The organism is Streptomyces sp. DSM 106670, assembly GCF_055792845.1.
Map to the genome: position 1 here is coordinate 4,141,991 of NZ_CM147704.1, position 21,755 is coordinate 4,163,745.

17 protein-coding genes are annotated in these 21,755 nt (G+C 71.9%); 8 read left to right on the top strand and 9 right to left on the bottom strand.

The window, feature by feature from the left end; translation table 11 throughout:
- The first annotated feature begins 1 nt into the window (after window position 1).
- Together cydD and ACSMXR_RS18345 are read left to right on the top strand one after the other, a co-directional pair.
- The gene (gene cydD, locus ACSMXR_RS18340; RefSeq protein WP_473169424.1) at window positions 2-3,526 is read left to right on the top strand and encodes a thiol reductant ABC exporter subunit CydD; all 3,525 of its coding nucleotides are present in this window, start codon (window positions 2-4) and stop codon (window positions 3,524-3,526) included.
- A gap of 101 nt (window positions 3,527-3,627) precedes the next feature.
- Window positions 3,628-5,334 carry a GAF domain-containing sensor histidine kinase gene (locus tag ACSMXR_RS18345; RefSeq protein WP_473169425.1) on the top strand — a complete coding sequence of 569 codons (1,707 nt, stop codon included), beginning with the start codon at window positions 3,628-3,630 and terminating at the stop codon, window positions 5,332-5,334.
- A 49-nt stretch (window positions 5,335-5,383) separates the two neighbouring features.
- On the opposite strand, the gene ACSMXR_RS18350 is transcribed toward ACSMXR_RS18345, so the two are convergent.
- On the bottom strand, window positions 5,384-6,241 hold the full coding sequence (locus ACSMXR_RS18350) for an HAD family hydrolase (RefSeq protein WP_381791730.1): 858 nt from the start codon (window positions 6,239-6,241) through the stop codon (window positions 5,384-5,386).
- 149 nt (window positions 6,242-6,390) lie between these two features.
- Between ACSMXR_RS18350 and ACSMXR_RS18355 the strand changes: the two genes are divergently transcribed.
- Entirely contained in the window at window positions 6,391-7,293 is a 903-nt protein-coding gene (locus ACSMXR_RS18355; RefSeq protein WP_030077335.1) for an LLM class flavin-dependent oxidoreductase, read from the top strand.
- Window positions 7,294-7,320: 27 nt separating this feature from the next.
- On the opposite strand, the gene ACSMXR_RS18360 is transcribed toward ACSMXR_RS18355, so the two are convergent.
- From ACSMXR_RS18360 to ACSMXR_RS18375, 4 genes are all read right to left on the bottom strand, one after another.
- Window positions 7,321-7,887 (bottom strand): RNA 2'-phosphotransferase, encoded by a 567-nt coding sequence (locus ACSMXR_RS18360; protein ID WP_473169426.1) that lies wholly within the window; start codon window positions 7,885-7,887, stop codon window positions 7,321-7,323.
- Between the two features lie 191 nt (window positions 7,888-8,078).
- Window positions 8,079-9,026, bottom strand: coding sequence for a MerR family transcriptional regulator (locus ACSMXR_RS18365; protein ID WP_473169427.1), 948 nt, complete (start codon window positions 9,024-9,026; stop codon window positions 8,079-8,081).
- A complete protein-coding gene (locus ACSMXR_RS18370) occupies window positions 9,023-10,795 on the bottom strand; it encodes an SDR family oxidoreductase (RefSeq protein ID WP_473169428.1) in 1,773 nt (590 codons plus the stop codon). The genes ACSMXR_RS18365 and ACSMXR_RS18370 overlap by 4 nt, the downstream gene beginning before the upstream one ends.
- Window positions 10,792-11,661, bottom strand: a complete 870-nt coding sequence (locus ACSMXR_RS18375; RefSeq protein ID WP_381792224.1) for a M24 family metallopeptidase — start codon at window positions 11,659-11,661, stop codon at window positions 10,792-10,794. The genes ACSMXR_RS18370 and ACSMXR_RS18375 overlap by 4 nt, the downstream gene beginning before the upstream one ends.
- Window positions 11,662-11,953: 292 nt before the next feature.
- On the opposite strand from ACSMXR_RS18375, the gene ACSMXR_RS18380 reads away from it, so the two are divergent.
- From ACSMXR_RS18380 to ACSMXR_RS18400, 5 genes are all read left to right on the top strand, one after another.
- Window positions 11,954-12,994, top strand: a complete 1,041-nt coding sequence (locus tag ACSMXR_RS18380) for an ABC transporter ATP-binding protein (RefSeq protein WP_364890827.1) — start codon at window positions 11,954-11,956, stop codon at window positions 12,992-12,994.
- Window positions 12,984-13,892: an ABC transporter permease gene (locus tag ACSMXR_RS18385; protein ID WP_030077346.1), complete on the top strand. Its 909-nt coding sequence runs from the start codon at window positions 12,984-12,986 to the stop codon at window positions 13,890-13,892. The genes ACSMXR_RS18380 and ACSMXR_RS18385 overlap by 11 nt, the downstream gene beginning before the upstream one ends.
- Window positions 13,889-14,800, top strand: a complete 912-nt coding sequence (locus tag ACSMXR_RS18390) for an ABC transporter ATP-binding protein (RefSeq protein WP_030077348.1) — start codon at window positions 13,889-13,891, stop codon at window positions 14,798-14,800. Before ACSMXR_RS18385 ends, ACSMXR_RS18390 begins: the two co-directional genes overlap by 4 nt.
- 30 nt (window positions 14,801-14,830) lie before the next feature.
- Window positions 14,831-15,550 (top strand): ABC transporter permease, encoded by a 720-nt coding sequence (locus tag ACSMXR_RS18395; protein WP_218525615.1) that lies wholly within the window; start codon window positions 14,831-14,833, stop codon window positions 15,548-15,550.
- 317 nt (window positions 15,551-15,867) lie between these two features.
- Window positions 15,868-16,572, top strand: coding sequence for a hypothetical protein (locus tag ACSMXR_RS18400; protein ID WP_473169429.1), 705 nt, complete (start codon window positions 15,868-15,870; stop codon window positions 16,570-16,572).
- Between the two features lie 67 nt (window positions 16,573-16,639).
- On the opposite strand, the gene ACSMXR_RS18405 is transcribed toward ACSMXR_RS18400, so the two are convergent.
- From ACSMXR_RS18405 to efeB, 4 genes are all read right to left on the bottom strand, one after another.
- On the bottom strand, window positions 16,640-17,455 hold the full coding sequence (locus ACSMXR_RS18405) for an HAD family hydrolase (protein WP_137229501.1): 816 nt from the start codon (window positions 17,453-17,455) through the stop codon (window positions 16,640-16,642).
- Window positions 17,452-18,729: a serine--tRNA ligase gene (gene serS, locus ACSMXR_RS18410; protein ID WP_137229503.1), complete on the bottom strand. Its 1,278-nt coding sequence runs from the start codon at window positions 18,727-18,729 to the stop codon at window positions 17,452-17,454. The genes ACSMXR_RS18405 and serS overlap by 4 nt, the downstream gene beginning before the upstream one ends.
- Before the next feature lie 634 nt (window positions 18,730-19,363).
- Window positions 19,364-20,299 (bottom strand): prephenate dehydratase, encoded by a 936-nt coding sequence (gene pheA, locus ACSMXR_RS18415; RefSeq protein WP_473169430.1) that lies wholly within the window; start codon window positions 20,297-20,299, stop codon window positions 19,364-19,366.
- A 128-nt stretch (window positions 20,300-20,427) separates the two neighbouring features.
- Complete coding sequence (gene efeB / locus ACSMXR_RS18420; protein ID WP_473169431.1) at window positions 20,428-21,753, bottom strand: iron uptake transporter deferrochelatase/peroxidase subunit; 1,326 nt, start codon at window positions 21,751-21,753, stop codon at window positions 20,428-20,430.
- Window positions 21,754-21,755: the final 2 nt, after the last annotated feature.

The window sequence follows — 21,755 nt, forward strand, 5'->3', positions numbered from 1 at the left end:
CGTGAAACCGATCGATCCGCGTCTGCTCCACCACGCACGGGCCACCCGCCTCTTCCTGGCGGCCGTGGTGGCTCTCGGCCTGGTCGGCGCCCTGTTGGTGATCGCCCAGGCGATGCTCATCGCCGAGATCGTGGTGGGCGGTTTCGAGGACGGGCTCACGGTCACCGCGCTGCGTACCCCTCTCCTGCTGCTGGCCGCCGTCGCGCTCGGGCGGGCCCTGGTCGCCTGGCTCACCGAGCTGGCGGCCCATCGCGCCAGCGCGGCCGTCAAGTCCGAACTGCGCGGCCGGCTTCTGGAGCGGGCCGCGCTGCTGGGCTCCGACTGGCTGAGCGGACAGCGCACCGGTTCGCTCGTCGCGCTGGCGACCCGGGGCATCGACGCGCTCGACGACTACTTCGCCCGCTACCTCCCGCAGCTCGGCCTCGCGGTCGTCGTGCCGGTGGCGGTGCTCGCCCGGATCGTCACCGAGGACTGGGTGTCGGCGGCGATCATCGTCGTCACGCTGCCGCTCATCCCGCTGTTCATGATCCTGATCGGCTGGGCCACCCAGTCCCGGATGGACCGTCAGTGGCAGCTGCTGTCCCGGCTCTCCGGGCACTTCCTGGACGTCGTCGCCGGGCTGCCGACCCTGAAGGTCTTCGGGCGGGCCAAGGCCCAGGCCGCGTCGATCCGCACCATCACCTCCGACTACCGCCGGGCCACCCTGCGCACCCTGCGGATCGCCTTCCTCTCCTCCTTCGCCCTGGAGCTGCTGGCGACCCTGTCGGTGGCGCTCGTCGCCGTCACGATCGGCATGCGCCTCGTCCACGGCGAACTCGACCTCTACACCGGTCTGGTGGTCCTGATCCTGGCCCCGGAGGCGTATCTGCCGATCCGCCAGGTCGGGGCGCAGTACCACGCGGCGGCCGAGGGCCTCTCGGCCGCCGAGGAGATCTTCGCGGTCCTGGAGACCGAACCCCGCGCCCCGGGCGCCGAGGACGTCCCGGACGCGCTGCGCCTGGAGCTGGCGGACGTGACCGTACGCCACGAGGGCCGCGCCGAACCGTCGTTGGACGCCGCGTCGCTCACCGTGGAGCCGGGGGAGACCGTCGCCCTGGTCGGCCCGAGCGGGGTCGGCAAGTCCACCCTGCTGAACGTGGTCCTCGGGTTCGCCGTACCCGACGAGGGGCGCGTCCGGGTCGGGGGCCGGGACCTCGCGGAGCTTGACCCGGACCGCTGGCGGAGCCGGATCGCCTGGGTCCCCCAGCGGCCCCACCTCTTCGCGGACACGATCGCCGAGAACGTCCGCCTCGCCCGGCCCGACGCCGACGACGAGGCGGTCCTCACGGCGCTGCGGGACGCGGGCGCGTACGACTTCGTCGCGGCACTGCCCGACGGGATGGGGACGGCGCTCGGCGAGGACGGCGCCGGGCTCTCCGCGGGCCAGCGCCAGCGCCTCGCCCTGGCCCGGGCGTTCCTCGCCGACCGGCCGGTCCTGCTGCTGGACGAGCCGACCGCGAGCCTGGACGGCGAGAGCGAGGCGGGCATCGTCGACGCCGTACGGCGGCTGGCCACCGGACGGACCGTGCTGCTGGTCGTCCACCGCCCGGCGCTGCTGGCGGTGGCCGACCGGGTGGTGACGCTGGAGCCGCGTACGGGAGCCCCCGCGGAGCCGTACGCGAAGGCACTCGCGGGCGCCGCGGCCCCGGGCCCCGCCGTGCCCGAGCCTCTAGCCGGGGGTGAACTCCCGGACGCGCGAAGGGCGGAGGCCCTCGACCCCCTCGGGACGACCGAAAGCCGCTCCGGACGGGTGCTCGCCCGGGTCCGTGCGTCCGCCGGGGCGCAGCGCGGCCGGCTGACCCTGGCCCTGCTGCTGGGCAGCCTGGCCGTCGGGTCGGCGGTGGGGCTCATGGCGGTCTCCGGCTGGCTGATCTCCCGCGCCTCCGAACAGCCGCCGGTGATGTATCTGATGATGGCCGTCACCGCGACCCGCGCCTTCGGCATCGGCCGGGCGGTCTTCCGCTACGCCGAGCGGCTCGTCTCGCACGACGCCGTGCTGAAGCTCCTCGCCGACCTGCGGGTCTCCGTCTACCGGGGCCTCGAACGCATCGCCCCGGCCGGACTGCGCACCACCCGGCGCGGCGATCTGCTGTCCCGGCTCGTCGCCGATGTGGACACGCTCCAGGACTACTGGCTGCGCTGGCTGCTGCCCGCCGGCACGGCCCTCGTGGTGGGCACCGCGGCCGCCGGGTTCACCGGCTGGCTCCTCCCGGAGGCGGGCGTGATCCTGGCCGTCGGGCTGCTGGTCGCCGGGGTCGGCGTGCCGCTCGTCAGCGGCGCCTGCGCCCGCCGTACGGAGCGTCAGCTCGCGCCCGCCCGCGCCGCCCTGGCCACCCGGGTCGCCGACCTCCTCGGCTCCACCGCCGAGCTGACCGTCGCGGGAGCGCTGCCCGCCCGGCAGGCGCGGCTGCGCACGGCCGACCGGCTGCTGACCCGGATCGCCTCCCGCGCGGCCGCGGCGACGGCGCTCGGCGGCGGTCTGTCCGCCCTGGTCTGCGGGCTCACCGTGGTGGCCGTCGCGGCCGTCGCCGTCCCCGCCGTGCACGACGGCCGGCTGTCCGGTGTCGCGCTCGCCGTGGTGGTGCTGACCCCGCTGGCCGCCTTCGAGGCCGTCACCGGGCTGCCGCTCGCCGTGCAGTACCGCCGGCGCGTCGCCCGGAGCGCGGAGCGGGTCTTCGAGGTGCTGGACGCCCCCGTGCCCGTACGCGAGCCCGAGAGCCCCGCCGAGGAGCCCGCCTCGCCCTTCCCGCTGGAGGTACGGGGGCTGAGCGCCCGCTACCCGGGTGCGGCGCGGGACGCCCTGTCCTCGCTCGACCTGACGCTGACGCCCGGACGGCGCATCGCGGTCGTGGGCCCTTCCGGTTCGGGCAAGACGACGCTCGCCCAGGTCCTCCTGCGCTTCCTGGACGCCTCCTCGGGGACGTACCGGCTCGGCGGCGTCGAGGCGTCCGCGCTGGAGTCGGACACGGTCCGGCGCTCGGTGGGGCTGTGCGCCCAGGACGCGCACGTCTTCGACAGCACGATCCGCGAGAATCTGCGCCTGGCCCGGCCCGGGGCGACCGACCCCGAACTGCGCGACGCGCTCTCCCGGGCCCGGCTGCTGGAGTGGGTGGCGGCCCTGCCGCAGGGGCTCGACACCCCGGTGGGCGAGCACGGCGCACGGCTCTCCGGCGGCCAGCGCCAGCGCCTCGCCCTGGCCCGCGCGCTGCTCGCCGACTTCCCCGTCCTCGTCCTGGACGAGCCGGCCGAACACCTCGACCTGCCGACCGCCGACGCCCTCACCGCCGATCTGCTGGACGCGACCCGCGGCCGTGCGACGGTCCTGATCACCCACCGGCTGACCGGCCTGGAGGCGGTCGACGAGGTGCTGGTGCTGGACGCGGGCCGGGTCGTGCAGCGCGGACCGTACGCCGAACTCGCCGCCGAGGACGGGCCGCTGCGCCGGATGCTGGAGCGTGAGAGGGAGACGGTGGGGGCGGGGGTGTGAGGCCGTGGGCGACGCGAACCGGGCCCCTCACGGCGGCGTTCTCCGGTCATCGCACGCATTCTCGACTTTCGCCCCCTATCGCCACTAACTAGGCTCGGGCCATGGCAGAGCCCGATCCGAAGGACTCCCTCGACGCCGCCACCCGGGCCACCCGCAGCCTCCAGGGGCTGTCCACCGAGCTGACCGCGCGGGTGCCGCAGCTCCTGGAGGCGATGCGTTCGGTCGGCGCGGGGCTGGAACTGCACTCCACCCTGGACCGGATCTGCGAGACGGCCGCCGAGCTCGCCCACGCCCGGTACGCCGCGATCGGCGTCGTCGACGAGCTGGGCGAGGGCCTCTCGGACTTCGTCACGTACGGCGTTCCGCAGGAGGTGGCCGAGGCGATCGGGCGGCGGCCCGACGGACACCGGGGCCTGCTCGGCGCGCTGATCCACGATCCCGACCCGGTCCGCCTGGCCGACCTGTCCACCGATCCCAGGTCCGCCGGATTCCCGGCCGGGCACCCTCGGATGCGCAGCTTCCTGGGGGTGCCCATCCGGGTCCAGGGGGAGATCTTCGGCAACCTCTATCTGACCGAGAAGCGGCACGGCGCGGAGTTCAGCGACTACGACCTCCACATGGTCCGGGTGCTCGCCACGGAGGCCGGGATCGCCATCGGCAACGCCCGGCTGTACGAGGCGGCGCGGCAGCGGGAGCACTGGATCGACGGTTCGGTCGCGGTGACCACGGCGCTCCTGTCGGGCGGGGACGCGGACGAGGCGCTGTCCGTGGTCGCCGAACAGGCCCGCCGGCTCGCCGACTCCGCCGCCGGGATCGTGCTGCTGACCACCGGGGAGGGCGGTCTGGAGATCGTCGCCGTGTCGTCCGACGACCCCTCGTCCTCGCTCGGCGTGATCATTCCGCCCCGGAGCGCGGTGGTGGCCAAACTGCTCGCGGGCGAGGCGGTGTTCATCGACGACTCGGCCACCGACAGTCGGATGATCACCAGACTGGCCGACCGGTTCGGCCCCAGCATGATGCTGCCGCTGCACAGCGGCGGCCGGGTGCTCGGCGCGCTGGCCACCCCCCGGTCCCGGGGCGCGCGCCCGTTCACGGAGAGCGAGCGGACGCTCGCCACCCAGTTCGCCTCCCAGGCGGCGCTCGCGCTGATGATGGCCGAGGCGCAGCGGGACCGGGAGCGGCTCGCGGTGTACGAGGACCGCGACCGGATCGCCCGCGACCTCCACGACCTGGTCATCCAGCGGCTGTTCGCCACCGGGATGATGCTGGAGAGCGCCCAGCGCCGGTCGGTGGTGCCCGAGGTGCGGACCGGGGTCGGCCGGGCGGTCGACGAGCTGGACGTGACGATCCAGGAGATCCGTACGGCCATCTTCGCGCTCCAGCAGGAACCGGCCGAGGCCCCGTCGGGGCTGCGCACCCGCGTCCTGCGGGAGATCAACATGGCGGCCTTCCCGCTCGGCTTCAAGCCCTCGCACCGCTTCCTGGGGCCGGTGGACTCGCTCGTCGGCGAGCTGACCGGCAAGAACCTGGTCGCCGCGTTGCGCGAGGCCCTTTCCAACGCGTTCCGGCACGCGGGGGCGTCGCTGATCGATGTGGTCGTCGACGCGACGGTGACCCTGCCCGATGGGCGGGCGGCGGTGCGTCTCTCGGTCGCCGACGACGGGGTGGGCATCCCGGAGGGCGGCCGGCGCAGCGGACTGCGCAACCTGGCCCGCCGAGCCGAGTCGCTGGGCGGGTCGAGCCGGATTGAACCGGGGATCGGGGAGGGGGGCCGCGGTACGACGGTGGTGTGGGAGGCGCCGTTGTGAGGACGGCGTTCCTCGGCCCGGTCTGCCGAAAGGTTTCAGCAGAGTCGTTTCAGCGGGGTTCTGTTCGGCCGGCGAGGATCCGCTCGATGACGAGGGCCACCCCGTCCTCCTCGTTGGTGGCGGTCCGGCCCGAGGCGGCGGCCACCGCGTCCGGATGGGCGTTGCCCATCGCGAAGGAGGCCCCGGCCCAGCGGAGCATCTCGATGTCGTTGGGCATGTCGCCGAAGGCGACCACCTCGGCGGGCGCGATGCCGCGCTCGGCACAGCAGGCGGCGAGCGTGGTGGCCTTGGAGACGCCGAGCCCGCTGACCTCCAGGAGCGCGGAGGGGCTGGACCGGGTGAAGGCGGCCCGGTCGCCGGCGGCGGTGCGGGCCAGGCCGAGGAAGGCGTCGGGCGCCAGCTCGGTGTGGTGGGCCAGCAGCTTGAGCACCGGCGCGCCGACGCCCGGGGCGTCCTCGTGCAGCAGCTTCTCGGCGACGGCCACCGTGGCGCCCGGGTCCAGATGGAAGGGCGGGTAGGCCGGTTCGTAGTTGATGCCGGTGGTCATCTCGACGGCGAAGGAGGTGCCGGGGGCCGCCTCGCGCAGGGTGCGCACGACGTGCAGGGCGGCGTCGCGCTCCAGCGGCCGCACGGAGAGCAGGTCGCCGTCGGTCCGCAGATCGGTGACCACGGCGCCGTTGGCGCAGATCGCCGTTCCATGGCTCTGGACGTGGTCGCGTACGACGTCCATCCAGCGGGCCGGCCTGCCGGTGACGAAGAAGACCTCGATCCCGGCCTCCTCGGCCGCCGCGAGGGCCGCGACCGTACGCGCGGACAGCGTCTTGTCGTCGCGCAGCAGGGTGCCGTCGAGGTCGGTGGCGATCAGCCGGGTCACGGCGGGAAGAGGCGCATCGGTCACTGAGGTCACCGGGTCATTCTCGCCCACGAAGGCGCACGGGCGTGCGGAGGGGCGCACATCTGAGTGCGTACGCCCCTGAGCTGCGGAACATTCCTCCGGCATATGTCACAGGTCATCGGGGCGTCGACGGGCCCGCGCACGGCCGTAGGCTCGTGGGCATGAGCCTGCGTCTGAGCACCGTGATCCTGCCCGTCCACCGCTGGCACGAGGGCGGTCGTGACCGCTGGCAGCGCGCGGAGGAGCTGGGCTTCCACACCGCCTACACCTATGACCACCTGTCCTGGCGGAGCTTCCGGGACGGTCCGTGGTTCGGGGCGCTGCCCACGCTCACGGCCGCGGCGACGGCCACCGAACGCCTGCGTCTCGGCACCCTCGTGACCTCGCCGAACTTCCGCCACCCGGTGACGCTGGCCAAGGAGCTGATCTCCCTGGACGACATCTCGGGCGGCCGGATCACCCTCGGCATCGGCGCCGGGGGCAACGGCTTCGACGCCACCGCGCTGGGCCAGGAGGCCTGGACCCCGCGCGAACGGGCCGACCGTTTCGCGGAGTTCGTGCCGCTCCTGGACCGGCTGCTCACCGAGGGCGCGGTGACCGAGCGCGGGACGCACTACGCCGCGGAGGAGGCCCGCAACATCCCCGGCTGCGTCCAGCGCCCCCGGCTGCCCTTCGCGGTCGCCGCGACCGGGCCGCGCGGTCTGCGGCTGGCCGCCCGCCACGGGCAGGCCTGGGTCACCACCGGCGACCCCAAGCTGTACGAGAACGGCACCCCGGAGGAGTCACGGGCCGCGCTGCGGGCGCAGAACGAGAAGTTCACGGCGGCCTGTGCGGAGATCGGCCGGGACGCCGCCGAGCCGGACCGGATCCTGCTGACCGGCTTCACGCCGGACCGCACCGCCCCGCTGGAGTCCGTGGACGCCTTCGTCGACTTCGCGGGGCGCCATGCGGAGCTGGGCTTCACCGAGATCGTCGTCCACGCCCCGATCCCGGACTCCGACTTCGACGTGGACCCGAAGGTCTTCGAGCGCATCGCGACCGAGGCGCCCGCTCAACTGGCGTGATCCGTACGATCGCTGCCGCTGTGGCCCTCAGCCGCGCAGGAGCAGGAACTGGGGCGGTACGGCGTCGGCGAGCCAGACCCCGTTGGCGCTGACCCGGAAGACATGGCCGGCGCGGTGCATCGCGCCCGCGTCCACGGTGAGGACGAGGGGGCGGCCGCGGCGGGCGCCGACCCGGGTGGCCGTCTCCCGGTCGGGCGACAGGTGGACGTGGTGGCGGGCCATGGGGCGCAGGCCCTCGGCCCGGATCGCGTCCAGCACCCGGGCGACCGTGCCGTGGTAGAGGTGCGCGGGCGGCTCGGCCGGCGGCAGGTCCAGGTCGACGGTGACGGTGTGGCCCTGGTTGGCGCGGATACGGTCTGCCGTGGCGCCGCCCGCCACGCCGCCCTCGATGGTGAAGCGGCGCTTGTCGTTGGCGGCGACGACGTGGTCGAGCTCGGCGCGGGAGAAGGCGAACCCGTGCCGGGCCGCGGCGCGCAGCAGCTCCTCCACCGGCACCCAGCCGTTCTCGTCGAGGGTGAGGCCGATGCGTTCCGGCTGGTGCCGCAGATGCTTCGAGAGGTACTTGGACACCTTGACGGTGCGACGTTCGTCCATGGCGTCAGAGTGCCCGTGGCGAGCTGATCGGTGCATCCGTATTTCGCCTCGTCACCTCTTCGGCTCTTCGGCTTTTCAGCTCCTCGTTCTTCTGCGATTCCTCGGTTCTTCTCCTTCAACAGGTTTGATCCACAGCCAACTTGAGTTATCCACAGGGTATTTGGCGGTTCTGTGGACAACGACCATGAGATTTAGGGGCTTTCGCCAATTTTGCCCTCTTTGGCGTGAGTTGCCGCGAGGTGGTCCAACGTGCGTGCCTGCACCTCGCGTTCGGTGGCCGCCGTGATGAACTCCGCCAGCCGGTCCGCGCCAACCAGATCCTGTACGGCCTGGGTTGTCCGGGCCGGCAGCAGCACGGGGCGGGTCGCGTCCTCGGTGATCGTGCTCTCCTCCGCGCCGAGGTGGTGGTGCAGATGGCGGGTGGCGAACGTCCGCATGGCACGGGCCAGTTCGGCGTCCACGGTCTGCTGGGCGAGGGGCCTCAGCCGGCGCACCAGGGCGGCCGCCTCGGCCGCGTCCGCGTCGGTGGGCGGCAGATGGCCGAGATAGCGGGCGAAGACGTGCTCGGTGGTGAACTCCAGGAAACGGGACGCTATATGTTCCACGTGGCCGCGAAGCTCCCGCAGATGACCCGAGATTGCCGTCAGCGGCACCCCGGCCGCGTACAACTCCACGGCGACCGCCAGCTCTTGCGGGCTGGGGACGAGGAACTCGTCGTCCCGGCCCGGCACGCGCTCCAGCACGCCGAGCTCCACCGCCTCGGCGATGGCCTCGTCGTCCTGCCGGCCGCCGAACCGCGCGTCCAGCTCCCGGCGGCTGATCCGGTCGGCCTCCTCGTCCGTCCACGGGCCGTGCACCTCCGCGACGAGCCCGAGCACCCCGCCGAGCCCCCGCCCCGCGTCCCACGCCTCCAGCAACTCCTTGATGCTGGCCAGGGTGTAGCCCCGGTCGAGCAGGTCCGCGATCTGCCGCAGCCGGGCCAGATGGGTCTCCCGGTACACATTGGCCCGCCCGCGCCGCTCCGGCGTCGGGAGCAGTCCCCGGTCCTGGTAGGCGCGGATCGTGCGCACCGTGGCCCCGCTGGCGTGGGCCAGGTCCTCGATGCGGTACTCGGCGGCCGCGGCCCCGGCGCCGGTCACAGCGGAGGCTTCAGCCGGGCGACGGACCGCAGGGCCCCGGGGCTCAGCCGGGACAGCAGCCTGGCCCCGCGCGCCTCCGGGGTCACCGGCACCACGGCCTGGTTGCGCACGACCGCCCGCAGGATCGCGTCGGCCACCTTCTCCGGCGGGTAGTTGCGGCGTCCGTAGAGCCGGCTCGTCCGCTTCTGCAGCCGCTCCTCCTCCGCCGCGTCGGCCCCCGCGAAACGTGTGGTGGCGGTGATGTTGGTGTTGACGATGCCGGGGCATATCGCGCTCACCCCGATCGACTTCTCCGCCAGCTCGGCCCGCAGACACTCGCTGAGCATCAGCACGGCCGCCTTCGACGTGCTGTACGCGGGCAGCGCGCGGGAGGGCTGGAAGGCCGCGGCCGAGGCCGTGTTGACGATGTGACCGCCCTGGCCGCGGTCCGCCATCTGCTTGCCGAAGATCCGGCAGCCGTGGATGACGCCCCACAGATTGACGTCGAGGACCTTCTTCCACTCCTCGCTGGTGGTCTCCAGGAAGGAGCCGGAGAGCCCGATCCCGGCGTTGTTGACCAGGACGTCGACGATGCCGTACTCGGCGGCGACCCGGGCGGCGAGCTTCTCCATCGCCGCCTCGTCGCTGACGTCGACCGCCTCGCCCCAGGCCGCGGGCGCCCCGATCAGCCGGGCCATCTCGGCGGTCCGGGCGGCCCCTTCCGCGTCGCGGTCCACGGCCACGATCCGGGCGCCCGCCTCGGCGAACGCGAACGCCGTGGCCCGCCCGATCCCCGAGGCCGCGCCCGTCACCAGGACCAGCTGACCGCCGAACCGCTGCGCATAGGGGCTCTTGGCCGCCGGCTGCTGCACGGGCGTGCCGTCCCGCCCGGCGGACTCGTTGGCGGTGACGAACTCGTCGATCCAGGAGGCCAGCTGGTCCGGGCGGGTGCGGGGCACCCAGTGCTTGGCCGGGATCGAGCGGCGTACCAGCGCGGGGACCCAGTCCTCAAGACCGTCGTAGAGCCGCTCCGAGAGGAAGGAGTCCCCGGTCGGCGTGATCAGCTGGACCGGTGCGTGGGCGTAGGCGTCCGCGCGGGGCCTGCTGAGGCGGGCGCGGACGTTGTCGCGGTAGAGCCAGGCCCCGTGCGCCGCGTCGTTCGGCAGGGAGGCGGTGGGGTAGTCGCCCGCGGGCACCTTCTCCAGCCGCTCCAGGATCCGGGGCCACCGCTTGCCGAGCGGGCCGCGCCAGGCGAGCTCCGGCAGGACCGGCGTATGGAGCATGTACACATACCAGGACTTGGCTCCCTGGCCGAGGAGTTGGCCGACCCTGCGCGGGGTGGGGCGGGACATCCGGCGTTTGATCCAGTGCCCGAAGTGGTCCAGGGACGGACCGGACATCGAGGTGAAGGAGGCGATCCTGCCCTCGGTCCGGCCGACCGTGACGAACTCCCAGGCCTGCACGGACCCCCAGTCATGACCGACCACGTGCACCGGCCGGTCCGGGCTGACCGTGTCGATCACGGCCAGGAAGTCGTCGGTCAGCTTCTCCAGGGTGAAGCCGCCGCGCAGCGGTTTCGGGGCGGTGGACCTGCCGTGGCCCCGCACGTCGTACAGCACCACGTGCCACTGCTCGGCCAGCCGGACGGCGACGTCCGACCAGACCTCCTTGCTGTCCGGATAGCCGTGGACCAGCACCACGGTCGGCCGGCCCGCGTCGCCCAGCTCGGCGACGCACAGCTCGACGCCCCCCGTGACCACGCGTCGCTCACGTGCTTGGGACAGATTCACGCCGCCACCTTCTCCTCGGCCCAGCGCCGCACGTGCGGCAGATCGTCGTCCAGCCAGAAGGCGCTCTGCTCGGGGTCCTTGGAGTCGGTGACGACCAGGATCTCCTCGAACTTCGCGCCCGTACCCCGGAATCCGAGGTGGGGTTCGACCGCCCACAGGCCCGGCTGCGGGGGGTGGTCGGAGAAGCGGTAGGGGCTCCACAGCGGCGACCAGCCGTCCCGGTGACCGTGCAGGGCGTCGCTCAGCAGTCCCTTGAGGGACTGGGTGCCGAAGCCGAACACCTGGGGCGACCAACGGCGTTCGGCGACGCGGTCGACCTTGTGGGCGATCACGCCGAAGGGGTAGGCCCGGTGTCTGTTCGCGTATCCCTGTGCGGTCATGAGGCGTTCGACGTTCTCGTAGATCTCGCGCAAGGAGCGACGCTCGCGCACCTCCCGCAGGATCAGCGCGCGGTGGGCCTCCAGGTCGGCCAGTAGCTTGTCGTGCAGCGGATTGAGTCCGAGGCATCCCGAATACCCGACATCGGCGGTGAACCCCTTGTACACCGGGGCCATGTCGAGGATGAACGGCATCCCCGGCTCCAGCTTCCGGTCGGTCGGGAAGAACTGCAGCGGCACCTTGAACCCGGCGAACGCCGTACGGTCGCCGAACCAGGCGAACGGCAGGTGGAACCAGTCGCGCACACCGCGCTCGCGCAGCCACACGCGCTGCATCCGGGCCGCCTCGCGCTCGGTCACCCCCGACCGCAGCTGACCGGCGACCGCCTCCGCGCAGGCGTAGGCCAGGCGCTGGACTTCTCTGAACCCCCGCAGTTCCCGGGCGAGATCGCCCCGCACCGCCGAGGTCGTGCCGGTCAGGCCCGCCATGCCAGTCGTTCCCGTCATGCCACCGTCCGTTCCCTGCCGTGTGCGGTACGTGCCCGTAACGTGACACTGATGAATGTGACAATGTCCGGCGGCTGCGTCAAGGGGTGTGCACGGCCTGTGGACAACGGCCTGTGGACAACACCGGCTCCGCGGCGGGTCCACGGCGCCTCCCCCTACGGGCGTGTACGTCTGTAGTCTGACGCGGATCCAGCCGTCAGGGCTGACGACCTCTGTGGTCCGCGCCACTAACGTCATTTCCGTGACAGCCGTAATCGCTACCGAAGCCCTGAGCATGCGGTTCCCCCGGGTGACCGCGCTTGACCGGCTCACGTTGGACATCGGACCGGGTGTGACCGGTCTGGTGGGTTCCAACGGAGCCGGCAAGTCCACACTGATCAAGATCCTGCTGGGTCTCTCCCCCGCCACCGAGGGCCGGGCCGCAGTGCTCGGGCTCGACGTCGCGACCAGCGGCGCCGCCATCCGGGAACGGGTGGGGTACATGCCCGAGCACGACTGCCTGCCGCCCGACGTCTCGGCCACCGAGTTTGTCGTGCACATGGCTCGCATGTCGGGGCTGCCGCCCACGGCGGCCCGCGAGCGCACGGCCGACACCCTGCGCCACGTCGGCCTCTACGAGGAGCGCTACCGCCCGATCGGCGGCTACTCGACCGGCATGAAGCAGCGGGTGAAGCTGGCCCAGGCCCTCGTCCACGACCCCCAGCTGGTCCTGCTCGACGAGCCGACCAACGGTCTGGACCCGGTCGGCCGCGACGAGATGCTCGGTCTGATCCGCCGGATCCACACCGACTTCGGCATCTCCGTGCTGGTGACCTCGCACCTGCTGGGCGAGCTGGAACGCACCTGCGACCACGTCGTCGTCATCGACGGCGGCACGCTCCTGCGCTCCAGCTCCACCAGTGACTTCACCCAGACCACCGCGACCCTCGCGGTCGAGGTGACCGACAGCGACACCCACCCCGACGGCACCGGCGCACTGCGCAAGGTCCTCACCGACGCCGGGGTCACGCTCATCGGCCTCGACGGGATCGACACCCAGGGGCTGCCGGGCGCGGGCCACATCCTGCTGATCGAGGCGGTGGGCGAGGAGACGTACGACCTGGTGCGCGACAGCGTCGCCGGGCTCGGGCTCGGCCTGGTCCGCATGGAACAGCGCCGCCACCACATCGCCGAGGTCTTCCGTACCGAACAGGGCGCGGCGCACGCCGCCGTCCCGGCCGCCGCCGGCTCCGTACAACAGGCCGCGCAACAGGCCGTACCGCAGCCCGCGCAGCAGGTCGTCCAGCAGAAGGGAAGCGGTCGCGATGAGCGCTGAGACCAAGGCCGCGGCCGGGCGCGACGCCTCCCGGATCCACAACATCGGCTACCGCTCCTACGACGGACCGCGGCTCGGCCGGGCCTACGCCCGCCGCTCCCTGTTCTCGCAGACCCTGCGGGGCTCCTTCGGACTGGGGCGTTCCGCCAAGTCCAAGGTGCTGCCCATGCTGCTGTTCGGCGTGATGGCGCTGGTCGCGGCGATCCTGGTGGCGGTCTCGATGGCCGCGCCGGACGCCACCAAGCTGGTGGTCAAGTACACCTCGTACGCGATCTACCTCCAGGCCGTCATCGGCCTGTTCATCGCCGCCCAGGCGCCGCAGGCGGTCTCCAGGGACCTCCGCTTCAAGACCGTCCCGCTGTACTTCTCGCGGCCCATCGAACGCGCCGACTACGTGCTCGCGAAGTTCGCCGCCACCGCGACCGCGCTCTTCATCCTCACCGGCGCACCGCTGCTCATCCTCTATGTGGGTTCGCTGCTCGCGAAGTTCGACTTCGCCGACCAGACCATGTGGTTCGGCCAGGGACTGGTGTCGGTGGCGCTGCTGTCCGTGCTGTTCGCCGGGCTCGGCCTCGTGATGGCCGCCCTGACCCCGCGGCGCGGCTTCGGCGTCGCCGCGGTGATCGCCCTCCTGACCATCACCTACGGCGCCGTCTCCACGATTCAGGCCATCGCCTGGGAGACCGGGTCGGAAGGGGCCGTGCAGTGGCTCGGCCTGTTCTCGCCGATCACGCTGATCGACGGCATCCAGACCGCGTTCCTCGGCGCGACCTCCGCCTTCCCCGGAGGGGAAGGCCCGGGGGCCGGCACCGGTGTGGTCTACCTGTTCGTTGTTCTCGCGCTCGTCGCCGGCTCGTACGCCGTCCTGATGCGCCGTTACCGGAGGGCCGGGCTGTGACCACCATCGAGATCGACCACACCTCCCGCTGGTTCGGCAATGTGGTCGCCGTCAACGACGTCTCCATGACCGTGGGGCCCGGCGTCACCGGACTCCTCGGCCCGAACGGCGCCGGAAAGTCCACTCTCATCAACATGATGGGCGGATTCCTCGCCCCCTCGACGGGGAAGGTCACGCTCGACGGACGGCCGATCTGGCGCAACGAGGCCGTCTACAAGGAGATCGGCATCGTCCCGGAGCGGGAGGGGATGTACGACTTCCTCACCGGCAAGGAATTCGTCGTCGCCAACGCCGAACTCCAGGGTCTGGGCGGGGCCGAGGCGCAGAAGGCGCTCGCCACGGTGCAGATGGAGTACGCGCAGGACCGCAAGATCTCCACGTACAGCAAGGGCATGCGCCAGCGCGTGAAGATGGCGTCCGCGCTGGTCCACGAGCCCTCGGTGCTGCTGCTTGACGAGCCGTTCAACGGCATGGACCCGCGCCAGCGGATGCAGCTGATGGAGCTGCTGCGGCGGATGGGGGCCGAGGGGCGCACGGTTCTGTTCTCCTCCCACATCCTCGAAGAGGTCGAGCAGCTGGCCTCGCACATCGAGGTGATCGTGGCGGGCCGTCACGCCGCGTCCGGCGACTTCCGGAAGATCCGCCGGCTGATGAAGGACCGGCCGCACCGCTATCTGGTGCGCTCCAGCGACGACCGGGCCCTGGCGGCCGCGCTCATCGCCGACCCGTCCACGGCCGGCATCGAGGTCGACCTGACCGAGAAGGCGCTGCGCATCCAGGCCGTCGACTTCGGGCGGTTCACCGAACTGCTCCCGAAGGTGGCCCGTGAGCAGGGCATCCGGCTGCTCACCGTCTCACCGTCCGACGAGTCCCTCGAATCGGTCTTTTCCTATCTCGTAGCGGCCTGAGTAGTGGCCTGAAAGGAGCTGTGCACCGTCATGTACGACCCCACAGTCGCCCGGCTCACCTACCGGGCCCTGCTCGGCCGGCGCCGGGCCGCCATCCTGTTCGTCCTGCCCGCGCTGCTGCTGGTCATCGCCGCGGCCGTGCGCATGTTCGCCGGGGCCGATGACCAGGTCGCGGCCAATGTCCTCGGAGGGTTCGCCATCGCCACGATGGTCCCGCTGATCGGCGTGATCGCCGGGACCGGCGCGATCGGTCCCGAGATCGACGACGGCTCGATCGTCTACCTGCTGGCCAAGCCGGTGAAGCGGCCCACGATCATCTTCACCAAGCTGATCGTGGCCATCGCGGTGACCATGGTGTTCTCCGCCCTGCCGACGCTGCTCGCGGGCCTGATCCTCAACGGCAACGGCCAGCAGATCGCCGTCGCCTACACGATCGCGGCCCTGGTCGCCTCGATCGCGTACAGCGCCCTGTTCCTGCTGCTCGGCACGGTCAGCCGGCACGCGGTCGTCCTCGGCCTGGTCTACGCCCTGGTCTGGGAGGCCCTCTTCGGCAGCCTGGTGGCCGGTGCGCGGACGCTCAGCGTCCAGCAGTGGTCGCTCGCGGTCGCCCAGAAGGTCGCGGGCGAGGGCGCGGTGACCTCGGAGGTCGGCCTGCCGCTCGCCACGGTGCTGTTGGTCGCGGTCACGGTCGCCGCCACCTGGTACGCGGGCCAGAAGCTGCGCACGCTGAAGCTGGCGGGCGAGGAGTGAGGCTTCCGGGCTGAGCGCCTGAGGCCTGAGTGCCCGTACGCCCGACGACCCCCGCCCTTCCTGAAGAGGGCGGGGGTCGTCGTATGAGCGGACAGGTGTGCGCGTAACCGTACGTTTATCGGGTCGTTGGGCAGGGTGCGTGGAGGCAACTGGAATCCGTGGCGTCGTAGCGATCGTGAAATCGGGGAGTGCCGGCACCGGGTGAGGCTCAGCCCACCGGACCGGTCATCGAGTGAGTGGCAACCGTGAGCGTCCTCCACCCCTGAAGCCCGGGGTGTGGGCCGTCCTCGTCATCCCCTCGTACGAAAGGCACACCCATGCCCACGGAAGTCGCCCTGCTCGAATCGCGCGCGCTGCGCGGCGAGCGGATGGGGCGCGTCGATGTCCTCGACAAGGTGAAGAGCCTTGTCATGCTCCCGGACGGAATTCACGTTCGCACAGAGGACGTGGCTCGTTACTTCGAAGTATCCACAGAGGTCGTGAAGAAGGTGACGCAGCGGCACCGGGCGGAGGTCGAGGAGAACGGCCTCGTCGTGCTGCGCGGCTCTGATCTGCGGCTTTTCCAGAGGGACATGTTGTCTCTATGGGAGAGGGAGGGGCGGGGAAGTTATCCACAGGCGGCCACGCAGCTGACCCTCTACACCCGCCGGACCGTCCTCAACATCGCCCTGCTTCTTCGCGACAGCGACATCGCCCGCTGCGTGCGCACCTACCTCCTCGACGCCGAGGAGGAGCTGCGCACGCAGTACGCCTCCCTCGACCAGCGCGTCACGCGCATCGAGAGCTGCCTCACCGGCGTCGGCAGTGCGCTGCAGGAGCTGGGGCCGGTGCTGCTGCGGATGTCGGAGCGGCTCGACAGCCTCGACCGGAAGGTGGAGATGACGCACCAGGTGGTCGGGGCGATGAGCCTGCGGCTGACGGACGTCCAGCAGGACGTCGTGCGCCTGGACGGGCGGATGGACGCCTTCGCCGGGCAGCTGAAGGATCTGCGCCGCCGTAACGGGTCGCGCGGGCAGCGCTGAGCGAAGCGGCCCCGGCACCGTGGGTACGGTGCCGGGGCCGCTGTCGCGCTGTCGGGTGCCGGGCGTCCTACCGCACGGGCGCCGTGCGGAGCAGTTCCTCCAGCACCACCGCGATGCCGTCGTCCTCGTTGGACGCCGTGATCTCGTGGGCGACGGCCTTCAGGTCGTCGTGGGCGTTGGCCATGGCGACGCCGTGGTGGGCCCAGCCGAACATCGGGATGTCGTTCGGCATGTCACCGAAGGCGATCGTGTCGGCGGCCTTCACACCGAGCCGGCGGGCCGCCAGCGAAAGGCCGGTCGCCTTGCTCAGGCCCAGCGGCAGGATCTCGACCACGCCGGCCCCGGCCATGACCACGTCGACCAGGCTGCCGACGGCCGACCGCGCCGCGAACGCCAGCGCGTCGTCGTCCAGTTCCGGATGCTGTATGTAGACCTTGTTGAGCGGGGCGGTCCACATCTCGGAGGCGTCGTCCACGAAGAGGTACGGCAGCGGCCCCTCCTGCACCCGGTAGCCGGGCCCCACCAGCACCTCGCCCTCCAGCCCGTCGCGGCTGGCCGCCAGGTGCAGCGGGCCCACCTCCGCCTCGATCTTGGAGAGCGCGAGACCGGCGAGCTGCCGGTCCAGGGTCAGCGAGGTCAGCAGCTTGCGCTCGCCCGCGTGGTAGACCTGCGCGCCCTGACCGCAGACCGCGAGCCCCTCGTAACCGAGATCGTCCAGGATGTGCCGGGTCCAGGGGACCGCGCGTCCGGTGACGATGATGTGCGCGGCGCCGGCCGCCGTGGCGGCGGCCAGTGCCTCGCGGGTGCGCTCGGAGACCGTGTCGTCCTCGCGCAGCAGCGTGCCGTCGAGGTCGGTCGCGACGAGCTTGTAGGGGAAGGTCACTTGGCGACCGGTTCCAGGACCTCGCGTCCGCCCAGGTACGGACGGAGCATCTCGGGCACCCGGACCGAACCGTCGGGGAGCTGGTGGTTCTCCAGGATCGCCACGATCGTGCGCGGTACGGCGCAGAGCGTGCCGTTCAGCGTGGCCAGCGGCTGGACCTTCTTGCCCTCGCGCATCCGGACGGACAGGCGGCGGGCCTGGAAGCCGTCGCAGTTGGACGCGGAGGTCAGCTCGCGGTACTTGCCCTGCGTCGGGATCCACGCCTCGCAGTCGAACTTCCGCGAGGCGGAGGCGCCGAGGTCACCGGTGGCGACGTCGATCACCTGGAAGGGCAGTTCGAGGGCGGTGAGCCACTGCTTCTCCCACTCCAGGAGCCTGCGGTGCTCGGCCTCGGCGTCCGCCGGGTCGACGTACGAGAACATCTCCACCTTGTCGAACTGGTGGACGCGGAAGATGCCGCGGGTGTCCTTGCCGTACGTGCCGGCCTCGCGGCGGAAGCACGGGGAGAACCCGGCGTACCGCAGGGGCAGCTTGCCGGCGTCGATGATCTCGTCCATGTGGTACGCGGCGAGGGGGACCTCGGAGGTGCCGACCAGGTAGTAGTCGTCCTTCTCCAGGTGGTACACGTTCTCCGACGCCTGGCCGAGGAAGCCGGTGCCCTCCATGGCGCGCGGGCGGACCAGCGCGGGGGTCAGCATCGGGACGAAGCCGGCCTCGGTGGCCTGGGCGATCGCCGCGTTGACGAGGGCGAGCTCCAGGAGCGCGCCGACGCCCGTGAGGTAGTAGAACCGCGAGCCGGAGACCTTGGCCCCGCGCTCCATGTCGATGGCGCCGAGCGCCTCGCCGAGCTCCAGGTGGTCCTTGGGCTCGAAGCCCTCGGCGCCGAAGTCCCGGATGGTGCCGTGGGTCTCCAGGACGACGAAGTCCTCCTCGCCCCCGACCGGCACGTCCTCGTGGACGATGTTGCCGAGCTGGAGCAGCAGCCGCTTGGCGTCCGCGTCGGCCTCGTCCTGGGCGGCGTCGGCCGCCTTGACGTCGGCCTTGAGCTGTTCGGCCTTCTTGAGGAGCTCGGTGCGCTCCTCGGGGGTGGCCTTGGGGATCAGCTTGCCGAGCGACTTCTGCTCGGCGCGGAGTTCGTCGAAGCGGACGCCGGACGACCTGCGCAGCTCGTCGGCGGAGAGCAGGGCGTCGACGAGGTCGACGTCCTCTCCACGGGCGCGCTGGGAGGCGCGAACACGGTCGGGGTCCTCACGAAGCAGGCGAAGGTCAATCACCCCCCCAGGCTACCGGTGCGCGGTTCTCGCACTCGAACCGATATTGCCGAGCGTGTCACTATGACCGAATTGCCGGAATTGATATTTCTGAGGGGGAATCATGGACGGCGGCGGTGCCGGAGTGGGGGAAGGGCCGTCAATAACGGTGGTTAACTCCCCTGAACAGGGCAGAAGGTGCGGCTTGCCTTGACGTACCGGCCTTGACCGGGGCGGGAGTTGGCGGCGCGTGGGTCGCCGTTGTCCACAGGGAGGGCGATGTCGGAATAGTTATCCACAGGCTGTGTGGAAGTTCTGTGGATGCCGGAGGGCATTGTTCCGGAAGTCGGGCGAAGGCCCACGGAATCTCCGCCCAAACCCGTTCCGCGCACTCATTCGGGTGGGAATTCGCCGCTTCAAAGAGTTGATCAAGGTAATTGAGGTGACACGCGACGACTCGCGCCGTCTCGCGGCTCTGTGGACGGCTCTGGGGTGACTGGATTGATTTGTCGACGATGTCGCATTGCGGTGTCGACTTGTCCCCAGGGCGAGCCCCCTCCCTGTGGATAACTCTCCGGAGTGCGTGACTATCTGTAGATCGCACCGCTGCGGAGCGCGCAAGAAGTCGCCCCGGAGCCCGGCTGCCGGAGGACTTCCGTCAGATCCGGCCGTCCTGGCTGCGCGCCAGCCAGTCGGAGGCTTCGGTGAACGCGGCGTCCGATGTGCCCGCCCGCAGCGGCCGCACCTCGTCCGGGGAGACGCCCGCCCGCGGGTACGAACCGAGGAACCGCACCTTCGGGCTGATCCGCCTCAGCCCCATCAGGGCCTCCCCGACCCGCCGGTCCGCGATGTGCCCCTCCGCGTCCACGGCGAAGCAGTAGTTGCCGATGCCCTCGCCGGTCGGGCGGGACTGGATCAGCATCAGGTTGACGCCGCGCACCGCGAACTCCTGGAGCAGCTCCAGCAGCGCGCCGGGGTGGTCGTCGCCGAGCCAGATCACCACGGAGGTCTTGTCCGCGCCGGTCGGTGCGGAGGGCCGGGCCGGTCGGCCCACCAGGACGAAGCGGGTCTGGGCGTTCTCCGCGTCATGGATCTCCGTCACCAGCGGCTCCAGGCCGTAGGTGGCGGCGGCGAACTCACCGGCGAACGCGGCGTCGTACCGCCCCTCCTGGACCAGCCGGGCCCCGTCCGCGTTGGACGCCGCCGACTCCCACAGGGCGCCCGGCAGGTTCTCCGCCATCCAGTTGCGCACCTGCGGCTGGGCAGCCGGGTGCGCGGTGACCGTCTTGATGTCCGACAGCTTGGTCCCGGGCCGTACCAGCAGCGCGAAGGTGATGGAGAGCAGCACCTCGCGGTAGATCATCAGCGGTTCCCCGCCGGCCAGCTCGTCCAGCGTCGCGGTGATGCCGCCCTCGACGGAGTTCTCGATCGGCACGAGCGCCGCCGCCGCCTCGCCGTTGCGTACGGCGTCCAGGGCGGCCGGCACGGACACCATCGGGACGAGTTCCCGGGTGGCGGCTTCCGGGAGCGTACGGAGGGCGACCTCGGTGAAGGTGCCTTCGGGGCCGAGATAGGCGTAGCGCGTGGCTGACATACGGTCACCCTAATGCGCCTCGCGAGGCCCGCCGCGCTGTCTCAGAATGCGGGCCCGCACCTCCCGGAGGCCCCGAACGTCTCCGGCAGCCGCGGCCCACGTGCGCGCGGCCCCACGCACACGCCGCCCTACGACTCCAGCAGCCGCTGTCCGACGTACTCGCCCTCCGCCGCCCCGCCCGGGACCGCGAACACCCCGCTCGCCTCGTGCCGGAGGAACGGTGACAGCGCGTCGCCCCGGTCGAGCTTCCGCTGCACCGGTACGAAGCCCCGGAACGGGTCCGCCTGCCAGCAGATGAACAGCAGCCCGGCGTCCGGGGTGCCGTCCTCCGCGATGCCGTCGTGGTACGAGAACGGGCGGCGCAGCATGGCGGCCCCGCCGTTCTTCTCGGGCGAGGAGATCCGGGCGTGGGCGTTGTCGGGGATCACGAGCCGGCCGTCCGGGCCCGCCTTGTCGAGGTCCATCTCCGTGGTCTCGGTGCCCCCGCTCAGCGGCGCCCCGTCCGCCTTGCGCCGCCCGATGACCCGCTCCTGGCGCTCCACCGGAAGCTTCTCCCAGTCGTCCAGGAGCATTCGGATCCGGCGGACGACGGCGTACGAACCGCCCTCCATCCACTCCTGCGGCTTCCCGGGGGAGGCGGGGACGAACACGCGCCGGTCGAAGTCCTCGTCGGCGGGCTTCGGGTTGCCGGTCCCGTCGATCTGGCCCATCAGGTTGCGGGCGGTCATCGGCCGGGCGGTGGTGCCGGGGGTGCGGTTGAAGCCGTTCATCTGCCATCGCACCCGTGCCGTGCCCGCGGCCTCCTTCTGGAGGGCCCGCAGCGCGTGGAAGGCGACCAGCGCGTCGTCCGCGCCGATCTGCGCCCACAGATCGCCGTTGGACCGCTTGGCGTCGAGGGCGTCGGCGGAGAACGCGGGCAGCGGGTCCAGCGCCGCGGGCAGCCGGTCGGTCAGCCCCGTGCGCGCGAAGAACGTACGGCCGAAGCCGAAGGTGACGGTAAGGGAGGACGGCCCGGCGTCGAGGGCGATCCCGGTGTCGTGCCCGGGGCCGTCCGGGCCGCCCGCCGCCGGGCGGCCCGCCATCAGCTCCTTCGCCACCGCGGACCAGCGCCGCAGCAGCGCCGCCGCCTCCTTGCGCCCCGCGCCCGCCACCAGGTCGAAGGCGACGAGATGGCCCCGGGCCTGAAGCGGAGTGGTGATCCCCGGTTGATGTTTCCCGTGAAACATCGCCTCGGTCGCCCCGACGGTCGTCAGCGCGGCCGGCTCCTCGGGGCGGGTGGCGGCGTACCCGGCGGCCCCGCCCCCGGCTCCCAGCACCAGCCCGGTGGCGCCCGCCGCGCCCGCGGTGCCCAGCAGCCGCCGCCGCGATACGCCGGAGGCGGCGGCACCGTCGCCGCCACCCGGGGCGACGGTCGTGGCGGTCCCGTCCGGGGCCTGCTTCCTGGTCTTGCTCACCG

Bases quoted from the DNA above. Each gene is read 5' to 3' on its own strand.
- pheA (WP_473169430.1), bottom strand. From the start codon at position 20,299: ATGTCAGCCACGCGCTACGCCTATCTCGGCCCCGAAGGCACCTTCACC.
- ACSMXR_RS18345 (WP_473169425.1), top strand. From the start codon at position 3,628: ATGGCAGAGCCCGATCCGAAGGACTCCCTCGACGCCGCCACCCGGGCC.
- ACSMXR_RS18395 (WP_218525615.1), top strand. From the start codon at position 14,831: ATGTACGACCCCACAGTCGCCCGGCTCACCTACCGGGCCCTGCTCGGC.
- ACSMXR_RS18380 (WP_364890827.1), top strand. From the start codon at position 11,954: ATGCGGTTCCCCCGGGTGACCGCGCTTGACCGGCTCACGTTGGACATC.
- ACSMXR_RS18400 (WP_473169429.1), top strand. From the start codon at position 15,868: ATGCCCACGGAAGTCGCCCTGCTCGAATCGCGCGCGCTGCGCGGCGAG.
- ACSMXR_RS18385 (WP_030077346.1), top strand. From the start codon at position 12,984: ATGAGCGCTGAGACCAAGGCCGCGGCCGGGCGCGACGCCTCCCGGATC.
- ACSMXR_RS18360 (WP_473169426.1), bottom strand. From the start codon at position 7,887: ATGGACGAACGTCGCACCGTCAAGGTGTCCAAGTACCTCTCGAAGCAT.
- ACSMXR_RS18355 (WP_030077335.1), top strand. From the start codon at position 6,391: ATGAGCCTGCGTCTGAGCACCGTGATCCTGCCCGTCCACCGCTGGCAC.
- ACSMXR_RS18375 (WP_381792224.1), bottom strand. From the start codon at position 11,661: ATGGCGGGCCTGACCGGCACGACCTCGGCGGTGCGGGGCGATCTCGCC.